Annotated in this window: 18 protein-coding genes, 1 tRNA gene and 2 pseudogenes; 16 read left to right on the top strand and 5 right to left on the bottom strand. The window is 46.0% G+C overall.

Annotation, left to right across the window (positions count from 1 at the left end):
• Window positions 1-235: 235 nt before the first annotated feature.
• From SPSPH_RS22075 to SPSPH_RS22050, 6 genes are all read left to right on the top strand, one after another.
• Window positions 236-1,003, top strand: a complete 768-nt coding sequence (locus tag SPSPH_RS22075) for an IclR family transcriptional regulator (protein WP_083945569.1) — start codon at window positions 236-238, stop codon at window positions 1,001-1,003.
• Between the two features lie 161 nt (window positions 1,004-1,164).
• Window positions 1,165-2,055: an acetaldehyde dehydrogenase (acetylating) gene (locus SPSPH_RS22070; protein WP_075756325.1), complete on the top strand. Its 891-nt coding sequence runs from the start codon at window positions 1,165-1,167 to the stop codon at window positions 2,053-2,055.
• Between the two features lie 2 nt (window positions 2,056-2,057).
• Window positions 2,058-3,074 carry a 4-hydroxy-2-oxovalerate aldolase gene (gene dmpG / locus SPSPH_RS22065; RefSeq protein WP_075756324.1) on the top strand — a complete coding sequence of 339 codons (1,017 nt, stop codon included), beginning with the start codon at window positions 2,058-2,060 and terminating at the stop codon, window positions 3,072-3,074.
• A gap of 326 nt (window positions 3,075-3,400) precedes the next feature.
• Complete coding sequence (gene nrdD / locus SPSPH_RS22060; RefSeq protein WP_075756323.1) at window positions 3,401-3,673, top strand: anaerobic ribonucleoside-triphosphate reductase; 273 nt, start codon at window positions 3,401-3,403, stop codon at window positions 3,671-3,673.
• Window positions 3,674-3,750: 77 nt separating this feature from the next.
• Window positions 3,751-5,010: an HD domain-containing phosphohydrolase gene (locus SPSPH_RS22055; RefSeq protein WP_075756322.1), complete on the top strand. Its 1,260-nt coding sequence runs from the start codon at window positions 3,751-3,753 to the stop codon at window positions 5,008-5,010.
• A gap of 39 nt (window positions 5,011-5,049) precedes the next feature.
• Window positions 5,050-5,125, top strand: a tRNA-Thr gene (locus SPSPH_RS22050).
• A gap of 211 nt (window positions 5,126-5,336) precedes the next feature.
• Here SPSPH_RS22050 and SPSPH_RS23620 read toward each other — a convergent pair.
• Window positions 5,337-5,546 (bottom strand): annotated as a pseudogene (locus tag SPSPH_RS23620) (tyrosine-type recombinase/integrase); the annotation flags it as partial.
• A 120-nt stretch (window positions 5,547-5,666) separates the two neighbouring features.
• On the opposite strand from SPSPH_RS23620, the gene SPSPH_RS22045 reads away from it, so the two are divergent.
• From SPSPH_RS22045 to SPSPH_RS22025, 5 genes and pseudogenes are all read left to right on the top strand, one after another.
• Window positions 5,667-6,602, top strand: a complete 936-nt coding sequence (locus tag SPSPH_RS22045; protein WP_075756321.1) for a hypothetical protein — start codon at window positions 5,667-5,669, stop codon at window positions 6,600-6,602.
• A gap of 70 nt (window positions 6,603-6,672) precedes the next feature.
• Window positions 6,673-7,002 (top strand): annotated as a pseudogene (locus SPSPH_RS22040) (DUF2829 domain-containing protein).
• A gap of 779 nt (window positions 7,003-7,781) precedes the next feature.
• On the top strand, window positions 7,782-8,231 hold the full coding sequence (locus tag SPSPH_RS22035; protein WP_075756319.1) for a hypothetical protein: 450 nt from the start codon (window positions 7,782-7,784) through the stop codon (window positions 8,229-8,231).
• Window positions 8,232-8,253: 22 nt separating this feature from the next.
• Window positions 8,254-8,541 carry a hypothetical protein gene (locus SPSPH_RS22030; protein WP_075756318.1) on the top strand — a complete coding sequence of 96 codons (288 nt, stop codon included), beginning with the start codon at window positions 8,254-8,256 and terminating at the stop codon, window positions 8,539-8,541.
• Window positions 8,542-8,974: 433 nt separating this feature from the next.
• Complete coding sequence (locus SPSPH_RS22025) at window positions 8,975-9,346, top strand: hypothetical protein (RefSeq protein ID WP_223226358.1); 372 nt, start codon at window positions 8,975-8,977, stop codon at window positions 9,344-9,346.
• A gap of 314 nt (window positions 9,347-9,660) precedes the next feature.
• On the opposite strand, the gene SPSPH_RS22020 is transcribed toward SPSPH_RS22025, so the two are convergent.
• Window positions 9,661-10,884, bottom strand: coding sequence for an IS110 family transposase (locus SPSPH_RS22020; RefSeq protein WP_075756316.1), 1,224 nt, complete (start codon window positions 10,882-10,884; stop codon window positions 9,661-9,663).
• 503 nt (window positions 10,885-11,387) lie between these two features.
• On the opposite strand from SPSPH_RS22020, the gene SPSPH_RS22015 reads away from it, so the two are divergent.
• Complete coding sequence (locus tag SPSPH_RS22015; RefSeq protein ID WP_075756315.1) at window positions 11,388-12,677, top strand: IS110 family transposase; 1,290 nt, start codon at window positions 11,388-11,390, stop codon at window positions 12,675-12,677.
• A gap of 409 nt (window positions 12,678-13,086) precedes the next feature.
• Window positions 13,087-13,665: an N-acetylmuramoyl-L-alanine amidase family protein gene (locus SPSPH_RS22010; protein WP_075756314.1), complete on the top strand. Its 579-nt coding sequence runs from the start codon at window positions 13,087-13,089 to the stop codon at window positions 13,663-13,665.
• A 505-nt stretch (window positions 13,666-14,170) separates the two neighbouring features.
• On the opposite strand, the gene SPSPH_RS22005 is transcribed toward SPSPH_RS22010, so the two are convergent.
• Window positions 14,171-14,785, bottom strand: coding sequence for a hypothetical protein (locus tag SPSPH_RS22005; protein WP_075756313.1), 615 nt, complete (start codon window positions 14,783-14,785; stop codon window positions 14,171-14,173).
• A gap of 75 nt (window positions 14,786-14,860) precedes the next feature.
• Between SPSPH_RS22005 and SPSPH_RS22000 the strand changes: the two genes are divergently transcribed.
• From SPSPH_RS22000 to SPSPH_RS21990, 3 genes are read left to right on the top strand one after another with little or no spacing between them, the layout of a single operon-like run.
• Entirely contained in the window at window positions 14,861-15,091 is a 231-nt protein-coding gene (locus SPSPH_RS22000) for a hypothetical protein (protein WP_223226360.1), read from the top strand.
• 33 nt (window positions 15,092-15,124) lie between these two features.
• Window positions 15,125-15,430 (top strand): hypothetical protein, encoded by a 306-nt coding sequence (locus SPSPH_RS21995; RefSeq protein ID WP_223226361.1) that lies wholly within the window; start codon window positions 15,125-15,127, stop codon window positions 15,428-15,430.
• A gap of 17 nt (window positions 15,431-15,447) precedes the next feature.
• Window positions 15,448-15,690, top strand: a complete 243-nt coding sequence (locus tag SPSPH_RS21990; RefSeq protein ID WP_075756312.1) for a Thoeris anti-defense Tad2 family protein — start codon at window positions 15,448-15,450, stop codon at window positions 15,688-15,690.
• Between the two features lie 25 nt (window positions 15,691-15,715).
• On the opposite strand, the gene SPSPH_RS21985 is transcribed toward SPSPH_RS21990, so the two are convergent.
• Both SPSPH_RS21985 and SPSPH_RS21980 read right to left on the bottom strand, forming a co-directional pair.
• On the bottom strand, window positions 15,716-16,633 hold the full coding sequence (locus SPSPH_RS21985; RefSeq protein ID WP_075756311.1) for an IS3 family transposase: 918 nt from the start codon (window positions 16,631-16,633) through the stop codon (window positions 15,716-15,718).
• On the bottom strand, window positions 16,630-16,920 hold the full coding sequence (locus SPSPH_RS21980) for a helix-turn-helix domain-containing protein (protein WP_075756310.1): 291 nt from the start codon (window positions 16,918-16,920) through the stop codon (window positions 16,630-16,632). The genes SPSPH_RS21985 and SPSPH_RS21980 overlap by 4 nt, the downstream gene beginning before the upstream one ends.
• Window positions 16,921-16,964 lie beyond the last annotated feature (44 nt).

Here is a 16,964-nt window from a genome sequence, read left to right as displayed (position 1 = left end):
ATAAAAATGTTCGGAAAGGAAAATGTCAGCAAGGAATTTATAGAAGTTTAGCGAATGTATCAATTAACACCACAACGAGAACGATATTCTATAATGTAGAACGCGAGGGAGGGGAAGCCGCTACATTAAGTAAGAAAGCCGAAGCCCAAAAAGGAGGAAATATCTTAAGGGCCACGAATTCTCATCCCAAGCAAGGATTGTCAGGTAAGCAAAAAATGCTTAAGGAGAAGATGATGTGGCGCAACAAGGTGTTATGGTTCAGTCCATCGAGCGGGCCATTCAGATTTTAAATTGCTTTAACGGTAATAATTCGGAACTTACGTTACAGGCGATTGCAAACGAGCTTAATTTAAATAAAAGTACCGTGCATGGAATTTTAAATACCCTCAAGCATTATGGCTTGGTTGAGCAAGATGAGGAAAGAGGCAAATACCGGCTGGGAATGCATCTGCTGGTTCTGAGCAACCGGCTATTGGACAGGTTGGAGATCCGGGGAGTTGCCGGTTCGGTAATACAGGACCTGGCTGCCCAGGTAGGTGAAACCGTGCATCTTGTCATTCTGCGGGGCACTGACGTTGTTTATATTGATAAATGTACCTCAAACCGGTCATTTCAGGTATTTACCTCCATTGGCATGAGCTTTCCGGCTTATGTCACCGGTGTTGGCAAAGTCCTGCTGGCCAATAAGAGTGATGCTGAGCTGTGTGAGCTCATTCCACCTGTTTTGCGGCAAGTAACCGAGCATAGTATCGGCAGCAGGGAAGAGCTGCTTGCACATCTGCGGCAAGTAAGGCAGCAGGGGTATGCCTTTGACAAAGAAGAGAACGAAATCGGGCTTAGCTGTGTTGCTGCACCAGTCTTTGATCACACCGGCAACGCTGTGGCAGCCATTAGTGTGGCAGGACCTTCCGCCAGGCTGGATGAAAAGCGCATGCAAGAACTGGTCGGTATTGTACGGCAGGCAGCCGCCGAGATTTCCCGCAGGTTAGGCTACAGACCGTAAATCTAAACCAACATAGACAGCTGGTAATCGTCTGTCAAAATTTAAGAATTAAGTTTGATAATGTAGAATTCATTAAAAGTTATTTTGCCGAAACTGTCCGCAAGGGAAGCAGCAGTCTGAGGCAAGCTCTGTTTCAATCTAAATGTTTGGAGGCGACAACCTTGAAAAAAGTACGAGCAGCTATTATGGGTTCGGGGAATATCGGGACAGATCTTATGTATAAGTTAAAGCGCAGCAAAGTCCTGGAGGCAACGGTCATGATCGGCATTGACCCGCAGTCGCAAGGCTTGGAGCGGGCCGGGAAGGAAGGTCTGGCCGTCTCTCATAAAAGCATTGACGGGGTTCGCGAACATGCCGATTTATTTGATATTATTTTTGACTCCACCAGTGCGCAAGCTCATATCGAGAATGCGCCGGTTTACCGTGAGCTTGGCAAGATCGCTATTGATTTGACGCCAGCCGCAGTAGGGCCTTTTGTGATTCCCTCCGTCAATATGCAGGCAGGATTAATGGCCGACAACGTAAATATGGTTACCTGCGGTGGGCAGGCTACCATACCCATTACCTATGCCGTGAATCAAATTGTTCCTGTAAATTATGCGGAAATTGTTGCAACCATTTCCAGCCGTTCGGCCGGACCTGGTACCAGGGCAAATATCGACGAATTTACCGAAACAACCGGTTTGGCACAAGTCAAGGTTGCCGGCGCCAAACAGGGAAAAGCCATTATTATCCTTAATCCGGCTGAACCGCCGATCATGATGCGCAATACGGTGCGCTGCCTGATGGAGCAAGAGGGCCCGGCAGTCGAGCAGGCCGTTGCCCAATCCATTGAAAAGATGGTCAAAGAGGTTCAGCAGTATGTACCCGGTTACCGGCTTAAACATCCACCGCAGTTTGATGGCAAGCGAGTAACTGTTTTCATTGAAGTAGAGGGATTGGGTGATTTTCTCCCCAGCTACTCGGGTAATTTGGATATTATGAATTGCGCTGCCGTGCGTGTTGCAGAAATGCTGGCAACCGAGCGCTTTGGCGTTAAACAGGAGGGATAAGGATGAATAATCACAAGATTATCTTAACCGATGTAACCATGCGGGACGGCATGCATGCCATGGCGCATCAGTTTTCCACCGACGATATGGCCATTATTGCCCAGGCGCTTGACGAAGCAGGCATGGATATTATTGAAGTTACCCATGGTGATGGACTGGGCGGACATTCGCTGCAATATGGCCTGGCTAAACATACAGATGCTGAATATCTGGAAGCCGTATCCTCAAAAATAAAGAAGGCTAAGCTTTCGGTACTGCTCATTCCCGGTATCGGCACCATCCATGACCTGAAAGCTGCCATGAAATACGGAATCAAAACAGTACGTGTCTGCACCCATTGCACCGAAGCCGATGTTTCGGCCCAGCATATTGCTTTTGCGCGGGAAAACGGTTTGGACACTGTTGGTTTTCTGATGATGTGCCATATGATATCACCGGCAGAACTGGTGAAACAGGCTAAATTAATGGAATCCTATGGAGCTAATTGCGTTTATGCCACCGACTCCTCCGGCAATTTAACTCCCGCAGGTGTGACCGCACGCATTAGTGCCTTGCGCGAAGCCTTGTCACCGGCAGTACAGGTTGGTTTCCATGCACACGAAAATCTTTCCTTATCAGTGGCCAACAGTATTGCGGCCATCGAAGCCGGTGCCGGGCGGATTGACGTATCACTGGCAGGTCTGGGTGCCGGTGCGGGTAATACGCCGGCAGAAGCGCTGGTTGCTGTGTGCCGGAAGTTGGAGATACCTGTGGGAGCCGATTTATATAAGCTGGCAGATGCCGCAGACAAGTTAGTTCGTCCGCGGATGACTCATCCCGTACAGGTGGACGGCAAATCGCTTATGATCGGCTATGCCGGGGTATATTCCAGCTTCCTGCTGCACGCCGAGCGGGCGGCTGCCAGGTACGGTGTTGATACGCGTGATATTCTGCTAGAACTAGGACGGCGAAAAATGGTTGGCGGCCAGGAGGATATGATTATTGATGTAGCGTTGGACATTGCCAACCATGTCCGGTAAGGTGAATTAAAAAAACATGGCCGGATTTGGTGTCCGGCCAGCGGTCAATTGCTGCAAAATGTAACGGCTTCCTGGAAAAACGGTAGCCGCTAGTGTCAGCAGTCTCATTCTGTTCAAAGACTGCTGACACTAGCGGGAGATGTTGCTGTTTCCCCCAGGTGGCTTTTTGTTTTTTGTTCGGGCTTTACAGGAGTTTCCCGGCAGGTGTCGAAAGTTGTATATTGCTAGTTAATGGAAGGTATAGCGACTTGAAAATAAGTGGCTATGGATTTTTACCGGATAACTGCTATATTTAATTAAACTTATTTAACAATGGAGGGATACCTATGATTATTAATGGGGTAAATGTTGTGGCAGATTCAGAAATTACGGAAGAGGAGATCAGGGCCATTGTTGCTGAAGAACTGCAGCTGTGGAAGAAACGGAATAAAGAACTTGCCCAGGTGCAGTTAAAGATAGAAGGGGAAGAGATTATCGTTAAAGCCGTTGAGCGTTCACCGATTAAGCGGGTACGCCGGATAACCGGATACCTTAGTACCGAGGATCGCTTTAATTCTGCCAAACAGGCTGAACTGTCAGACAGACACGCGCACGTGTAGTGAGCAGGGTTATATCATCCGCGACAGGAGACGTAAAGTTAGTTGGCGCGGATAGTTTTTTATAGGGAGCGAGCCAATTGCTGTTTACTATCCACCCGAGTAATTTAGTATGTGCTTTGTCTGTAGCCTTTGAACTTTCGACAGGCGGGTTATCCCAGCACCACTGGCGTACAGCGCTCATTGCCAACAAAATTGCTAAACATATTGGGCTGGATGAAGGCCAGCGGCAAATCGTAGTATATGCTTCGTTGCTGCATGATATTGGTGCAGTATCTAGCTGGTCGGAGAAGAAAAGATTGCTTACCTTTAAAGCCGGAGAAGATATTTTTCGTCATGCCGAAACCGGTTATGAGCTGCTAAAGGATTCACAGCAGTTTAGTATGCTGGCCGAAACCATTCGCCATCATCACGATAACTGGGATGGTTCCAATCCGTCCGGCCTTGCCGGGAAAGCCATTCCTATAACCAGCAGAATTATCAATTTGGCAGATCGCCTGGAGATACTGCTCAAGGACCACATTTACATATTCGAGCAGCGTCCTGACGTTTTATCTGCTATTAGAGAACTAAGTGGCAGCTATTTCGACCCCGAGTTAGTACGGGCCCTGCACGAATTTGCCCGCCAGGAAAGCTTTTGGCTGGATTTGTCCAATCCCCATTATTATCAGAACTTTTTCCGGCAGATTGATATCTATGGGCGAATGGTCTTTAATATGGATGATGTTGTTAATATTGGTGAAATTTTTGCCACCATTATTGACCGAACCAGCTGTTTCACCGGTATGCATTCCCGCAGTGTTTCCCTGGTAGCGGCCTTTTTGGCTCAGGCCAAGGGCTACAGTCAGGAGGAAGTCAAGCTAATGAAAATTGCGGGTTTATTTCATGATTTGGGCAAACTGGCTATACCGAATGAAATCCTGGAAAAACCGGGCAAGCTAACCAGTACCGAGTTTTCTATTATCAAGCAGCATCCATACTATACGTACCGCATCTTGGAGAAAATAGACGGATTTTCAACAGTAGCCGAATGGGCGGCTTTTCATCATGAGACCTTAGACGGCTCAGGCTATCCTTTCCGGATACAAGCGCCTTCGCTGCGTCTGGGCTCCAGAATAGTGGGTGTAGCCGATGTGTTTGTCGCCCTGACTGAAAATAGACCGTATCGCCGGCCGCTGGCTTTAGCGGAAGTCGAAAAGATTATGCAGGGAATGGTAAATAACCGTAAGCTTGATGGTAATGTGGTATCCGATTTGTTCGGTAATTCTGCCAATATCCGTACCCTTGTGGATCAAATTTCCGAATGGAGCTGGTCAGCGAGCCAATCTTGCCAATATTGACTTTTCCTTTAACGGGGAGTAAAATGATATTGTCAAATTGCCGGTATAGCTCAGCTGGTAGAGCATCTCATTCGTAATGAGAGGGTCACAGGTTCGAATCCTGCTATCGGCTCCAGGAAAATTAAAGGGTTGCGGGCTATGGTGCCAAAAATGAGTGGGTTCAGATGGTGCAAAAGTGGTGCAATTCCTGTATTTGAGAGCAGTCGGATGCTATTCCGCCTGCTCTTTTTTACCTTGATTAATTTTTTAAATGTAAGCTTTGGCTTCGGATTTAAAGCAGCCTTCATGGCAGAGGTTGCTTTTTTTGTTGCATCTTTTCGAGGGTGTACATATTGCTTGTATGTAAACGCTTCGTCAGCATGCCCCAGTAACGCTGCTACGTCAGCAGCAGAAACTCCATTGTCAATTAAGACTGAAGCCACAGAATGTCGCAATCCATGGCGGTGTACATTTACTCCAGCCTTTTTGGCTATACTGGCAAACTCTTTGGCAAAACGGCGCGGCTCTAATGGTTTAGGCAGGAAGGACAGTCTCATGGCGAGGCGCTGCAATATGCTGAAAAAATCAATCAAAAGGTTAATGGAAACTATGCTATCTCCGATACGCCGCTGTTTATACGTGCAGGCGGTCCAGTAACGCAAACGGCCGCACAGTTTATGAAATATCCTATAAAGCAGCTTGAAATGATTGGCGAAATTCTATTCGGCAAAGGGAATTTACTTAACCCGATGACCTGGCGCCCGAACGCAGGACAAAACGCTCGGTTCTGGCTGCCGTATTTGGCTCTATCTGGCGGATGGGGTATTCCGGGATTTAAGGCGCTTATGCTTCCGGTTGTTGCCGGGATATTGCGAGCATTTGGGTATGATGGCGACGACGATGAATTGATTGTTAAACAAGCCACATTTAAAATGGCTGACGAATTTTTTAAGGATATTCCGGAGGTAAATGAGCTAATGAAAGGAGTGGTTAGAACTGGATGGTACGGGGCGTTAGGTGCGATTCCGAAATATGGGGTTGATGTGTCAAAGAGCACTGGTATTGGCGATTTTGGTTCTGCTGGTAATATGCCAAGAACCGCTTGGGAGAGGTTCTTTTCGGCGTTCGGCCCTGGTGGTTCGACAATATATAATTTTGGCATTAAAGCATTCGAGCTTGATGGGGTGGGTGCGCTAACCGCTATATCACCCGCTATAGGCGACGTGGCTGCGGCTATAGCAGGGGAGAAGAGAGGTAAGCGTGGCCGGCTTCAAACGACGTATGATACCATGTATGAACGAATTTTAAAGGCCGCTGGATTCCGACTGGTGGATGAAGCCGAGGAGAGTGATATAGGCAGAATTGAAAAGGACATACTAAAATCCAAACGTGACGAAGTTGCAGTCGCTATCGATAACTACCTTGAGGCCGAGGCTAACAAAGACCAAAAGGCAATAACGAAAGCTGCCGAAGAACTGCGACGACTTACGGTAACCGGTAAACAAGTTGCCGGTGAGCGTCGGCGAAAGAATCAAACTGCTCTTGAGAGAACCGAGAAAACCATACCCAAGAAGTACCGACAGGAGTTTGATGGGATTATGGGTTTTAAGTAAAGACCCGGGAGTTTCTAACTTCAAGCCATTAGAAGTTGGCAATTTTGACGAAAATTAATAAAATGGAGGAATGAAAATGAACGAGAGGGATAACGCCCAGGCAATTAATGAAACAAAGAACATTGATATGGATTTTTCAAGCGCTTTGCAAGCGTTAAAAAATAGTAAACGATTAACTCGCCGGGGATGGAAACACGAAGGTGTTTTCATAGAAATGCATAAGCGCCCATAAGTAGTGTATAATCCACATCCGATTACTAGTAGCTTGTTTTTGCATATGCAAACCGCAGAAGGATATTTTATTCCATGGGTTGCTACTCAAGCCGATTTACTAGCCGGCGACTGGAGTGTTCTTCCGTATGACTCCCCGGAAGAACTGTTGCAGAAGCGCGATAGTTAGCCTGGTTTCCCTAGTGAAACTTTTAGGTAATCTTCTTTGCATTTAACCTTTGTCCATGCGGTTTCGCCAGTAAGAGCAGCTACAAACAATTTGTCGTTACCATCGATAAATTGTCGCAAATAGTCTCGTACTTGTGCGCAAGTTAGTGATGTATTAATAACCCAACATGATTCGATTACCCTGCACCACCTGTCAAATTTCTGTATTTCCGCGATTAAAGTCTTATAGTCTTGAGATGTTTCAGGTTTGCATAAGTCGTAAGTGATTATCTTTGCCATGATTACTCCTTTCCACCTGGGCGTTAACCATACTAATTCTCCGTCGAAAATACCAAGTACCTGTCATAGTGAAAGGAAATAATTGACAAATTATTTATTAATCCGACAAACGAGGTAGTTAGAAAGGTGGGGATGTTTAAAATATTTTAAAACAATAATAAACCTTTTAAAACATGTATAAATCGGTTATAATAAGCATAGGAACTAAATGAACGCCCCTGGTGCTAACAGGGACGTTCGCGAATAGGGAGGCTACTTGAGCCAAATAGTGATTGCAACTGGTTTAAGCAAGATTACCGTTAGCGCGATAATCAACCAGACAATCACTCGTGGAGAAATCCACACAGGAACCACCTCCTTATTCAGTTTGGAGCAGGTTGCAGCCTGCTCCTTTCATATTATACCATAGCCGTCCTTCGGGGCGGTTTTTGTTTTGCCTTTTTCACAGGAAATACATTTTCTCTGCCGAAATATGTTGAAAATGGTAGGGGAGATGATGGTATGGATAATGCTGTATGGGCTGGTTTAATAGGTGCATTGGTTGGTGGCGCAATTAGCGGCATTGGTAGTTATCTGGGTGGGATTCGTGGTGCTCGACAAAGCTATGATTTGCTTATTACAAGCCAAAAAGAAAGTGCAAAACGTGCACTTATAATTGAGATAAAATATACTCTTAATAAACTTGATAGGATGGATCCGAATGGGTTTTATGGTGCAAAGAATTTAGGTTACGATGAACACTGGAAAAAACATTTATTTGGTTTGGAGAATTTATCACAAGAAGAATTTGCGGATATGATTAACTGGTTTTTAACAGTATTTCGTTGTCAGCAAAACCATCAAACTCCAGCATCAATCACAGGGTCAATAAATTCAAACAAAGTTGTTCTGGAAAACTTTGCGCAATTAAGACCAAAAATCGAAACTTTATTGCAAAAACTAGAACCTTAAATCTAAGCAAGGAGGTTTGCATATGGAAATGAAAGGATACTCTGTCTGTTGTAATCATTGCGGGAAAGAAAGTAAACCATTTTCAGCAGTTCCTAGTTACGATGCAGTGTTTTGTTCCGAGTGTTTAGGAAACAGTAAAATAAACCTTGTCGATAATGAATACAAGAAAACTGCAATTGAGGTGCTTACCGAATATTTAGAAACTCGGAAAAGAATTAATTCAGAGGTGGGATTAGAATACCATCATGGCATCAAGGTAAAAACTAACAACCCGCAGAAACCGTATTTTTACGCGGTATTATTCCAGTAATCCTAATAGAGTATTCAGTTTTGAAGCTACCCATAAATGTCAAGATTATTTTATGCGTAAAAGATGTACATATTGCGTATAAATAGGGTATAATAAGCATAGAAACTAAATGAACGCCCCTACTGCGAATAGGGACGTTCGATGAATACCGGAGGTTAACGAGATACTTCGCGGATAATCTGATAAATTATCCACAAAGCGCCGCTTGAGACCGTGAGGCTAAACCACTTAGTCTTGAAGCGCATTGAATCACCTCCTGTATTCAGTTTAGGACGGGCCGTGAACCCGTCCTTTACACATTATACCATAACCGTCCTTTGGGGCGGTTTTTGTTTTGCCTTTTTTATTTCTTACAATGAGGAGATGATTATATGCCGCGAGAACCGTGCCGCTAAAGCGGTTATTTTTATGCGATTTTATGGGGGTGGGGAATTTGAACTATAAGGACCTTATTGAAGCCATTACCAAGGCTGGCCAAGGCTTAACCGATGCATGGTTGTTTAAAACCATTCTGGCGTTTATTGTAGCTGCGGTAACTAGCGTTCATGGCAGCGCATTGCTGACATTTATCGTGCTAATTTTTGTAGATTTGGTTACCCGATGGATAGCAATTAGTTATAAGCATTTGCAAGATTGTAGTAAGGTTAGCGACTTGCTAAGTTGTTTGCTTAATATCCCGGCGGCCTTTAATGCCGGGCGGATAAACTCTGATGCCATGAAGCATAGATTTGCAGGCAAGCTAATTCTTTACATGGCCTTGACAATCATGGCCGTGAGCGCCGACAATATGTTAAAACTCGCTTGAGAACGCCGCTGCTGCTAAAAGTGGCCTGGGTATATTTGGCGGCTACGGAAGCCATAAGTGTGTTGGAAAACTTAAGAGACGCAGGAATAGAGCAGGCAGCCAGCCCGCTTGATTTTTTGCGCAGTCGCCTAGGTGTAATGTTGGAACGGTTTAAAAATAAATAATAAGTCCGGCGGTGAAATGTCAAGCCCCTAAAAGGCGAAAGATTTAAAGAAATGAGCAGATTGATCGTTAGAGTGGCCGAAAAAGGGAATAGCAAACAAACCCTGCCTGCCCCATTTTTTAACAGCAGGGAGTGAAGGGGGCGTAGAAATCTACGCCGGTTTGTAAAGCCGGTTATCTTTCAGCAGTCGAAAGACTAACCTGACCAATTTTCTGGCAGTTAAAGCGAGTGCGCGTTTATGCTGATACTTGTTGACCTCTTTGAATTTAAGGTCATAGTAGCGCTTGTACTCCGTGTCGCAACGCACGAGAGAATGGGCGGCTTCACACAAGTAGTATTTGAGGAAACGGTTGCCAGAGCGGATGAGGCGGGTATTGTGAGCTTCAAACATACCGGACTGGTGCTGAGACCAGGCAAGGCCGGCAAATTTAGCAAGAGCGGCTTGTCCATTAAAACGGTTGATATCGCCGATTTCGGCGATGATACCAGCGGAAAATACGGGGCCGATACCAGGAACCGAAGTCAATGTGTTGGGGATGTTGTCAAACTGGCGCTGAATTTCTTTATCTAGGGCTTTAATCTGAGACTGCATAGCGCGCATGGAGGAAATGGATAGGGCCAACACCTGATTTACGGAGTCAGTGACCGTCTTAGGGAGACGGTAAGAGCCTCTAGCGGCAGCTTGTAGCGCTTTAGCAATCTCCAGCGGTCGCGGAGAGCGATTTTTCCCTTTGTGCGCGATAAAAGAAGCCAGTTGGTCAATATCCATGTTGGCCATATCATCTGGGGTTTCAAACTCTTCAAAAAGCGCCAGCGCCGTCGCCCCGAAATTATCGGAGAAAATCTTCTCCTGGGTGAGACCGGAGCATTTCATGAAGAGATAGTTCATAAACCGCTGCTTTTCCCGTGTGAGATTTTGGACAGCGAAGAAGCGGGCGCGGGTTAGGTTTTGCAGAGCTTTGTAACGGTAATCGTCCATGTAGACCGGGGCAGTGATCCGGCCGAAGCGAAGATTGTCGGCGATGACGAAGGCGTCTATGAGATCGTTCTTGGGCAAATCAGAATAGGCATCCTTAAACTTTTTAACCTGCTTGGGATTGAGCACATGCAATTTGCGTTCGAACCGCCCCAGAGCGCCGTCTTCCCGCAGGAAATACAGCAGATTATTGCCGTAAACCGAAGTGGCTTCCATGCCAATCACGGCGGCGGACAGGTTCTTCTCCGTCAATGCGGCTACCACTCGCTTGGAGAGAGTCTGCGCCCCGCCGAGGTTGTTTTGGACCGAAAAGGAACTATGTTTGGAGCCGTCTGGCAACATGATGTATACTGCGTTATTACGGCTGCCTACATCAATGCCAACGAATAATGGATTCACAGTTTCACCTTCTTTCCTGGATGAATTTTGAGTCAACCGGCTTGGCAATACCCATGATACCGGAGCATCCACACCCTCGCGTATTAGAATCCAGCCGGGAACAGGCCGTTGCGAACCCGTACTGCAAAACGGGCTGCCTGTTGCCTGGCAAACAGCCGGCGGTTTGAAGCTAACTTCCGGTTCAGGGGAACAGACTTTTTTTGAAGCAGCCTTTCGGCTCAACAGGAGAATGAAGAACTTTAACCTGATTGACACAAGGTCAATTTTATCATGGGTATGGGCAGGCCGGTTGGCTTGTTACTATCTGCGGGGGCATAAAAATCCCCTCGCAAAACTTATTATACGAGCATTCCTGTAAACGGTTAAAAACGGCGATTGAACAAAAAGAAGATACTCCCTACAATTAGCTCAAAGGGGTCAAGCCCCAAGCAGGGTCAAACAGCAACAGAGTTGCCGAATGCCCTAATTAAAAAACGAGCATAGCATTGAAGGGAGTATCCAAAATGAGTGTAACACAGAACGAAAAAATTCGTCAATTGACAGAAAGCACAATGGTGGTCGGTGTGGATATCGCCAGCGAGAGCCATTGGGCACGAGCGTTCGACTGGCGCGGGATTGAACTGACCAAAGCATTCCATTTTGAAAACGATGCGGAGGGCTTTGTGCTCCTGACCTCATGGATATGGGATGTAGCGGCGAAAAACAGCAAGGATCAGGTTGTCATCGGGGCAGAGCCAACGGGCCACTACTGGTTCACGCTGGCGGAATATCTAAAAGACAGCGACATCAAGTTGGTTTTGGTAAATCCGCACCATGTAAAGAAAAGCAAGGAATTGGATGACAACCACCCGAGCAAGAGCGACCTGAAAGACCCGAAGGTCATTGCCAAATTGGTACTGGAGGGGCGCTACTGCGAGCCATATATCCCAGAGGGCGTATACGCCGACCTACGGATAGCGATGAATGTCCGTGAGCGTATTATCAGGGAGATGGTGATAGCGAAGAATCAAATCCAGCGGTGGCTGAAAATTTATTTTCCCGAATATCGAAGTGTCTTTGTAAATTTCAGCCAAACTGGTAGTATGGCGATCCTGCATGAAGCCCCCTTTCCCGCCGACCTGGCTGCTTTAGGGCCGGACGGTATCAACACCATCTGGCGACGCATGAAACTGCGGGCGGTGGGAAAGAAGCGTGCCCAGAACCTGTATGCGGCGGCTAAAAAGAGCATCGGATGCAGGGACGGCATGGGAGCAGCCCGAACAGAATTGAAGCTACTACTGGAAGATTACGACGCCAAGGCCCAGCAGCTTGCGGAAATCATGTCCATGATAGAGGCATTGTGCGAACAAATACCTGCGGTAGCCGAGTTGATGAAAATCCCCGGTATTGGCCTCGTGACCGTGGCCGGGTTCTTCGCAGAGGTCGGCGCCGTCCGACGGTTCGATTCGCCAAGGCAGATTCAAAAGCTGGCCGGTCTTGCCATCACGCAGAACAGTTCCGGCAAATTCAAGGGACAAACAGGCATCAGCAGACGGGGACGCTCCCGGTTGCGAACGGTTTTGTTCCGGGCCGCCATTATGCTGGTTGGATGGCATGGCAGCCCAGAGTTCCGGCAACTGCATCAATACTATACAACCAGGGAAAAGAACCCGTTGAAGAAAAAACAATCCATTATTGCTATGAGTTGTAAGCTCATCCGAGTGTTTTACGCGGTCTCGACAAAAGGCTGCGCTTACGACCCCGTGAGACTGCTTGCGGATATTCATAGGAACCAGCCGCAGCAAGCGGCGTAACCGTTACAGGAAGCTGCTCCCTGAAGCGTCGCGGGGATGCACCGGGCTTCCGTCCATCAGTATTTTGCAAAACAAAAACAGAGCCGGTAGTTGGTCATCAAAATTCTCCATCAGAGCAACGACTCGGCATACGAGCACGACTGACACCACCTTGCAGGCAAGCAGAACGAAGGAATTGAGGGCAACGACCCTGTTAGACATGGGAGGTTTGCTGCTGCGGGAAATGTGGTTTACCGTTTGGCCTGTCATCAAAAAACACTTGATGCTGGCTTTGCTGTGCCTCTTTCCCGCTGGATTAGGCGTTCGACGCTCTCCGTGCCTGCATACGCTCTGTTTAACCTTGCGTAATCCTGTGAAAACGGGAGTATTGGAAAGAAAACTCAAGATTATTTAGGGAGGAGAGTACATTATGGCTAAAAGCGTAATCGACCCCGGCCACGCCGGCGGGAGAACTGACCCAGGGGCATGCAACCCCATAACCGGTTTGCAGGAAGCGGATGTAAATTTAGCGGTATCCAAGCTTGTGGCACATTATTTGGATACAGCAGGGTGCTTAGTCAGGTTAACCAGGACCGAGAAGGAACAGCAGGAGACTGACAGTCTACAGTACCGGTGTGATGTTGCAAACTACTGGGGCGCTGACCTGTTTGTCAGCCTACATTGTAATTCTGCGACCAATCCAGCAGCGAAAGGATTTGAAATCTATACCACCAAGGGAAATACTGGCGCCGATCGGATCGCAACTTGTATTACTAATCAGGTGGCAGCTACCTTTCCAGAATTGCAAATTCGCGTCGACTGGTCTGACGGGGATGTCGATAAAGAGGAAAATTTTTATGTGCTTAGGTACACTAATGCGCCGGCAGTGCTTGTAGAGATGGCTTTTATCAGCAATCCGGAGGAAGCTGCATTACTGGCAGACCCGACATGGCAGGATGAAATGGCCAGAGCGATTGCCAGAGGTGTGACTGATTGGCTCAGCAAATAAAAATAGCCAGTGGACGGCATAAGGAAGGCTAATCAATGAGTGCCCCAGCATAAAGTTTGTTTATTATACTTATTTTAGTTTTGGTTATATCTGTGTTAATTGCTGTTGGTTTGACCTTGTTAGTGCTGGCTAATATTTTCTTTAAAAAGCACTATCTATTTTGGCTTTTTTTTGTACGGATAAAGAGTGAGGGGTGTATGCGGGGGTGATCTGTCAGTCTACGGGGTTCCGGAATATAGTCATCCACATAGTTAATCACCTCCCTTCTGAGGTGAGAGTTCGGCAAAAACCAAAAGTTTCTTTAAAATAATTAAATAAAAATAGCGCCGTGGAGGCGGCGCTTATTGGGAAGGGTGAGAAATTATGTTTAGTTTAACCAAATGCCAGGCGGCATTCTGCTTAGCGTTGTTTTATTGGTGGCGGTGGTATAGTGGGCAAAATTTTAACTTTTATTGTTAGCTACATTGTCCTTTACCCATTGGTAGATTATGTTTTGAGATTTTGGTTAAAACCATGATGCGAAAAAAGCAGAAATAGACAGCCAAATATTTCGAGCAAAGGAGAAAATTTCTGTCAATGCGTAAATAGTCATATAAATCATAAATATTAACATGAGCAACAAGAAGATAAAGAAAAAAATCTTCTCTATAATAGCGCAAGTTTCTTGAATAGCGGGAGCGAGTTGATAATTGCGGTATTTATAAGTAAAACTTCTTGTTGGCATTCCTAATTGCTCTCGTAAAGAGTCAAAAGTAGTCGATATTTTAAAACTTAAATCATTAAATATTTCATGTCGAATTTCGTCTGTTTTGGTTTCTAATGAAGAATATTCTTTTAATGTTTTAACATAATAAATAATGTCTGGATCAACCAATTCATAATTAGCGTCAATTATTTTTTCTAGTTCATTTATATAAAAAAGAGTCGTTTCTTTATCTATTTTTTTATAAAAATCCTTTTCTAACAATTTAAACATCGGCAAGTAAACATTTTTAAGTTGCTCTCTATATACTGGAATTTTAATTTCCGGTTGTAACTTTAACTTAGCAATTTTATAAGCACCATAAGTAGCGATTATTGTACTAATCAATTGAATATTTAACGTAATATCTTCCATCATATCAACCTTCCAGTTCTAAAGGTGTTGTTACACTTCGACAAAAACCAAAAATTACCTTCAAAGTAGCGTGTTATCATGGACACTAACGAAATTAAACAAGGGGTATTAACCTTTATCAGATCGAACTGGAAATACTTTGTAGGACTGGCCGCTGTGCTGGCCCTATTGATTTGGGGAAACCAAGAATACCGGGACTGGAAGCAGCACATCAAAAGCCAGGCTGCGCAGCCAACCGTCATAACTACAGCACCGCCGCCGCAGGTCATTCACACCAACACGGAAACTATCCGGGAAGTAGTGGTTTAAGCGCCATCGCAGCCGGGCGCGGTGCTGCAGTTCGTGGAGCGTGAAGGGAAGATTATAGCTATCATTGACGGCAAGGAAGTGGAAGTGCCAAATCAGACCGGCCAGTCGGAGGTGTCCCTAGGGGAGAATGGGGAGTTGCGGTTGTCATCAGTTACTACAGCCCGGATCGATGTGACCGACATGGCCAACGCCCAGGCCCGGCTGATTGCTAACCAGGAGCTTGAAAAACAGGCTGCAGTTTATAAAAAAGAGATAGACAAAGAAAAGTCCGCCCGGAAAAAGGAGCGGCTGTTTTGGATTGTGGGGGCTGGAGTTGGGGGATATTTGTTAGCACGATAAACAAGGAGGATATTATTGTGGACTTTGGACAAGCTTTACTTGCTTTGAAAAGTGACCATAAGATTGCTCGTGCAGTATGGGGGAATGCACGGTTCCTACTACTAATAAATCCCTATGGTTATTCGGTTAAGGTTAATATGGCAATTAACGAGAGTCCATTGTTGGCGTTTATTGGGCTAAAAACGCCTGATTTTTTTGTTCCATGGAGCCCGGAGCAGGCAGACTTACTTGCGCATGATTGGATTGTGCTGGATAAATAATAAGGCGCGAATGAAAACTCCCTATCTAAAGTAGACCGCTCCCGTGGAAATAGACAGGCAGGAAACGCCCTGTCGTAGGATAGCTTAGAATTACACGGCCACCGCTCCTGATTTGAAAGGGAGTATGGCCATTTTTTGTCTTGATGCGTTCGAAGTTGTAGAAGTGGATGTATTGGTCAATGAGATGACGTGCTTGGTGGATGGTCTGAATTTTCTGACGGTAGATGCACTCGGTTTTCAGAATGCCGAAGAAGTTTTCAGCAGGGGCATTGTCCAGAGGTGTCGCCGCTCTTGACATGGACGGCAGAATGCCGTACTGTTTGGTTAGGTTCAAATAGCCGTGCGAGGTATATTGGAACCCTTGGTCGCTGTGGAGGATCAGTCCATCAGCGACCTCCTTTTTTGCTTTTTGAATGGTTCGATAAACCAGAGCATTGTCTTGTATGGTTCCCATATCGTAGGCAACGATGAAATCGTCATACAAATCCTTGATAGCCGACAAGTAGAGTGTCCCCTCGCCGGTGTGTATATAACTGATATCTGTTACCCATTTTTGGTTTGGCCTGTCTGCATGGAAATCCCTGTTCAGTTTGTTCTCATAGATGTTCATCCGCTGTTGCCGTTGGTACAGCGGACGAGGGCGGCGAATGGACGAGAGCAGGCCATACTTACGCATCACCCGAAGTACTGCCTTGTGATTGACAACAAGGCAGTGTTTTTGTAACAGCCACAGCCTGACGCGTCTGTAACCGTAGGTTTCTTTTGTTTCCTGCTGGCACTGAGCGATCAGCTTGCTCATTGGCATGTCCCGATCCAGTCGGTCCCTTCTTTTTCTCCATGCGTAATACCCGCTACGAGATACTTCGAAGAACCTGCACATAAACGTAACCGGATACTTCTCTTTGTTTGCTTCCATCGCTGCATATTTGATTTTTGCATTCACACCCTTCCAGCAGCTTGAAGAAAAGATCGATACAAATCCACTTCCCGTTCCAATTCTTTAATGCGCAGATCCATTTCACGCTGTTTTGTGAATGGTGATGTGCGCGGTCTTCCTTGCTTTTTAGATATGAAAAATTCCGGTTCCTTGTTATAACGCCGTACCCAATTTTTGATTTGTACCTTTGTGAGTCCCAGTGCATCTGCTATTTCCTGGCGTGTTTTGCCTTGCTCACGCATGGCGATTATCTCTGGTTCCATTATTTTGATGTGCGTATATTGCCTTTTCATGCAATCACCCCCTGTCGTAGTTTCTATCCTACAACAGGGGGCGT

It is taken from the genome of Sporomusa sphaeroides DSM 2875 (genome assembly GCF_001941975.2).
Classification (GTDB): Bacteria; Bacillota; Negativicutes; order Sporomusales; family Sporomusaceae; genus Sporomusa; species Sporomusa sphaeroides.
Note: the sequence above shows the minus strand (reverse complement) of the source record. Positions and strands in the feature narration are given on the sequence as shown.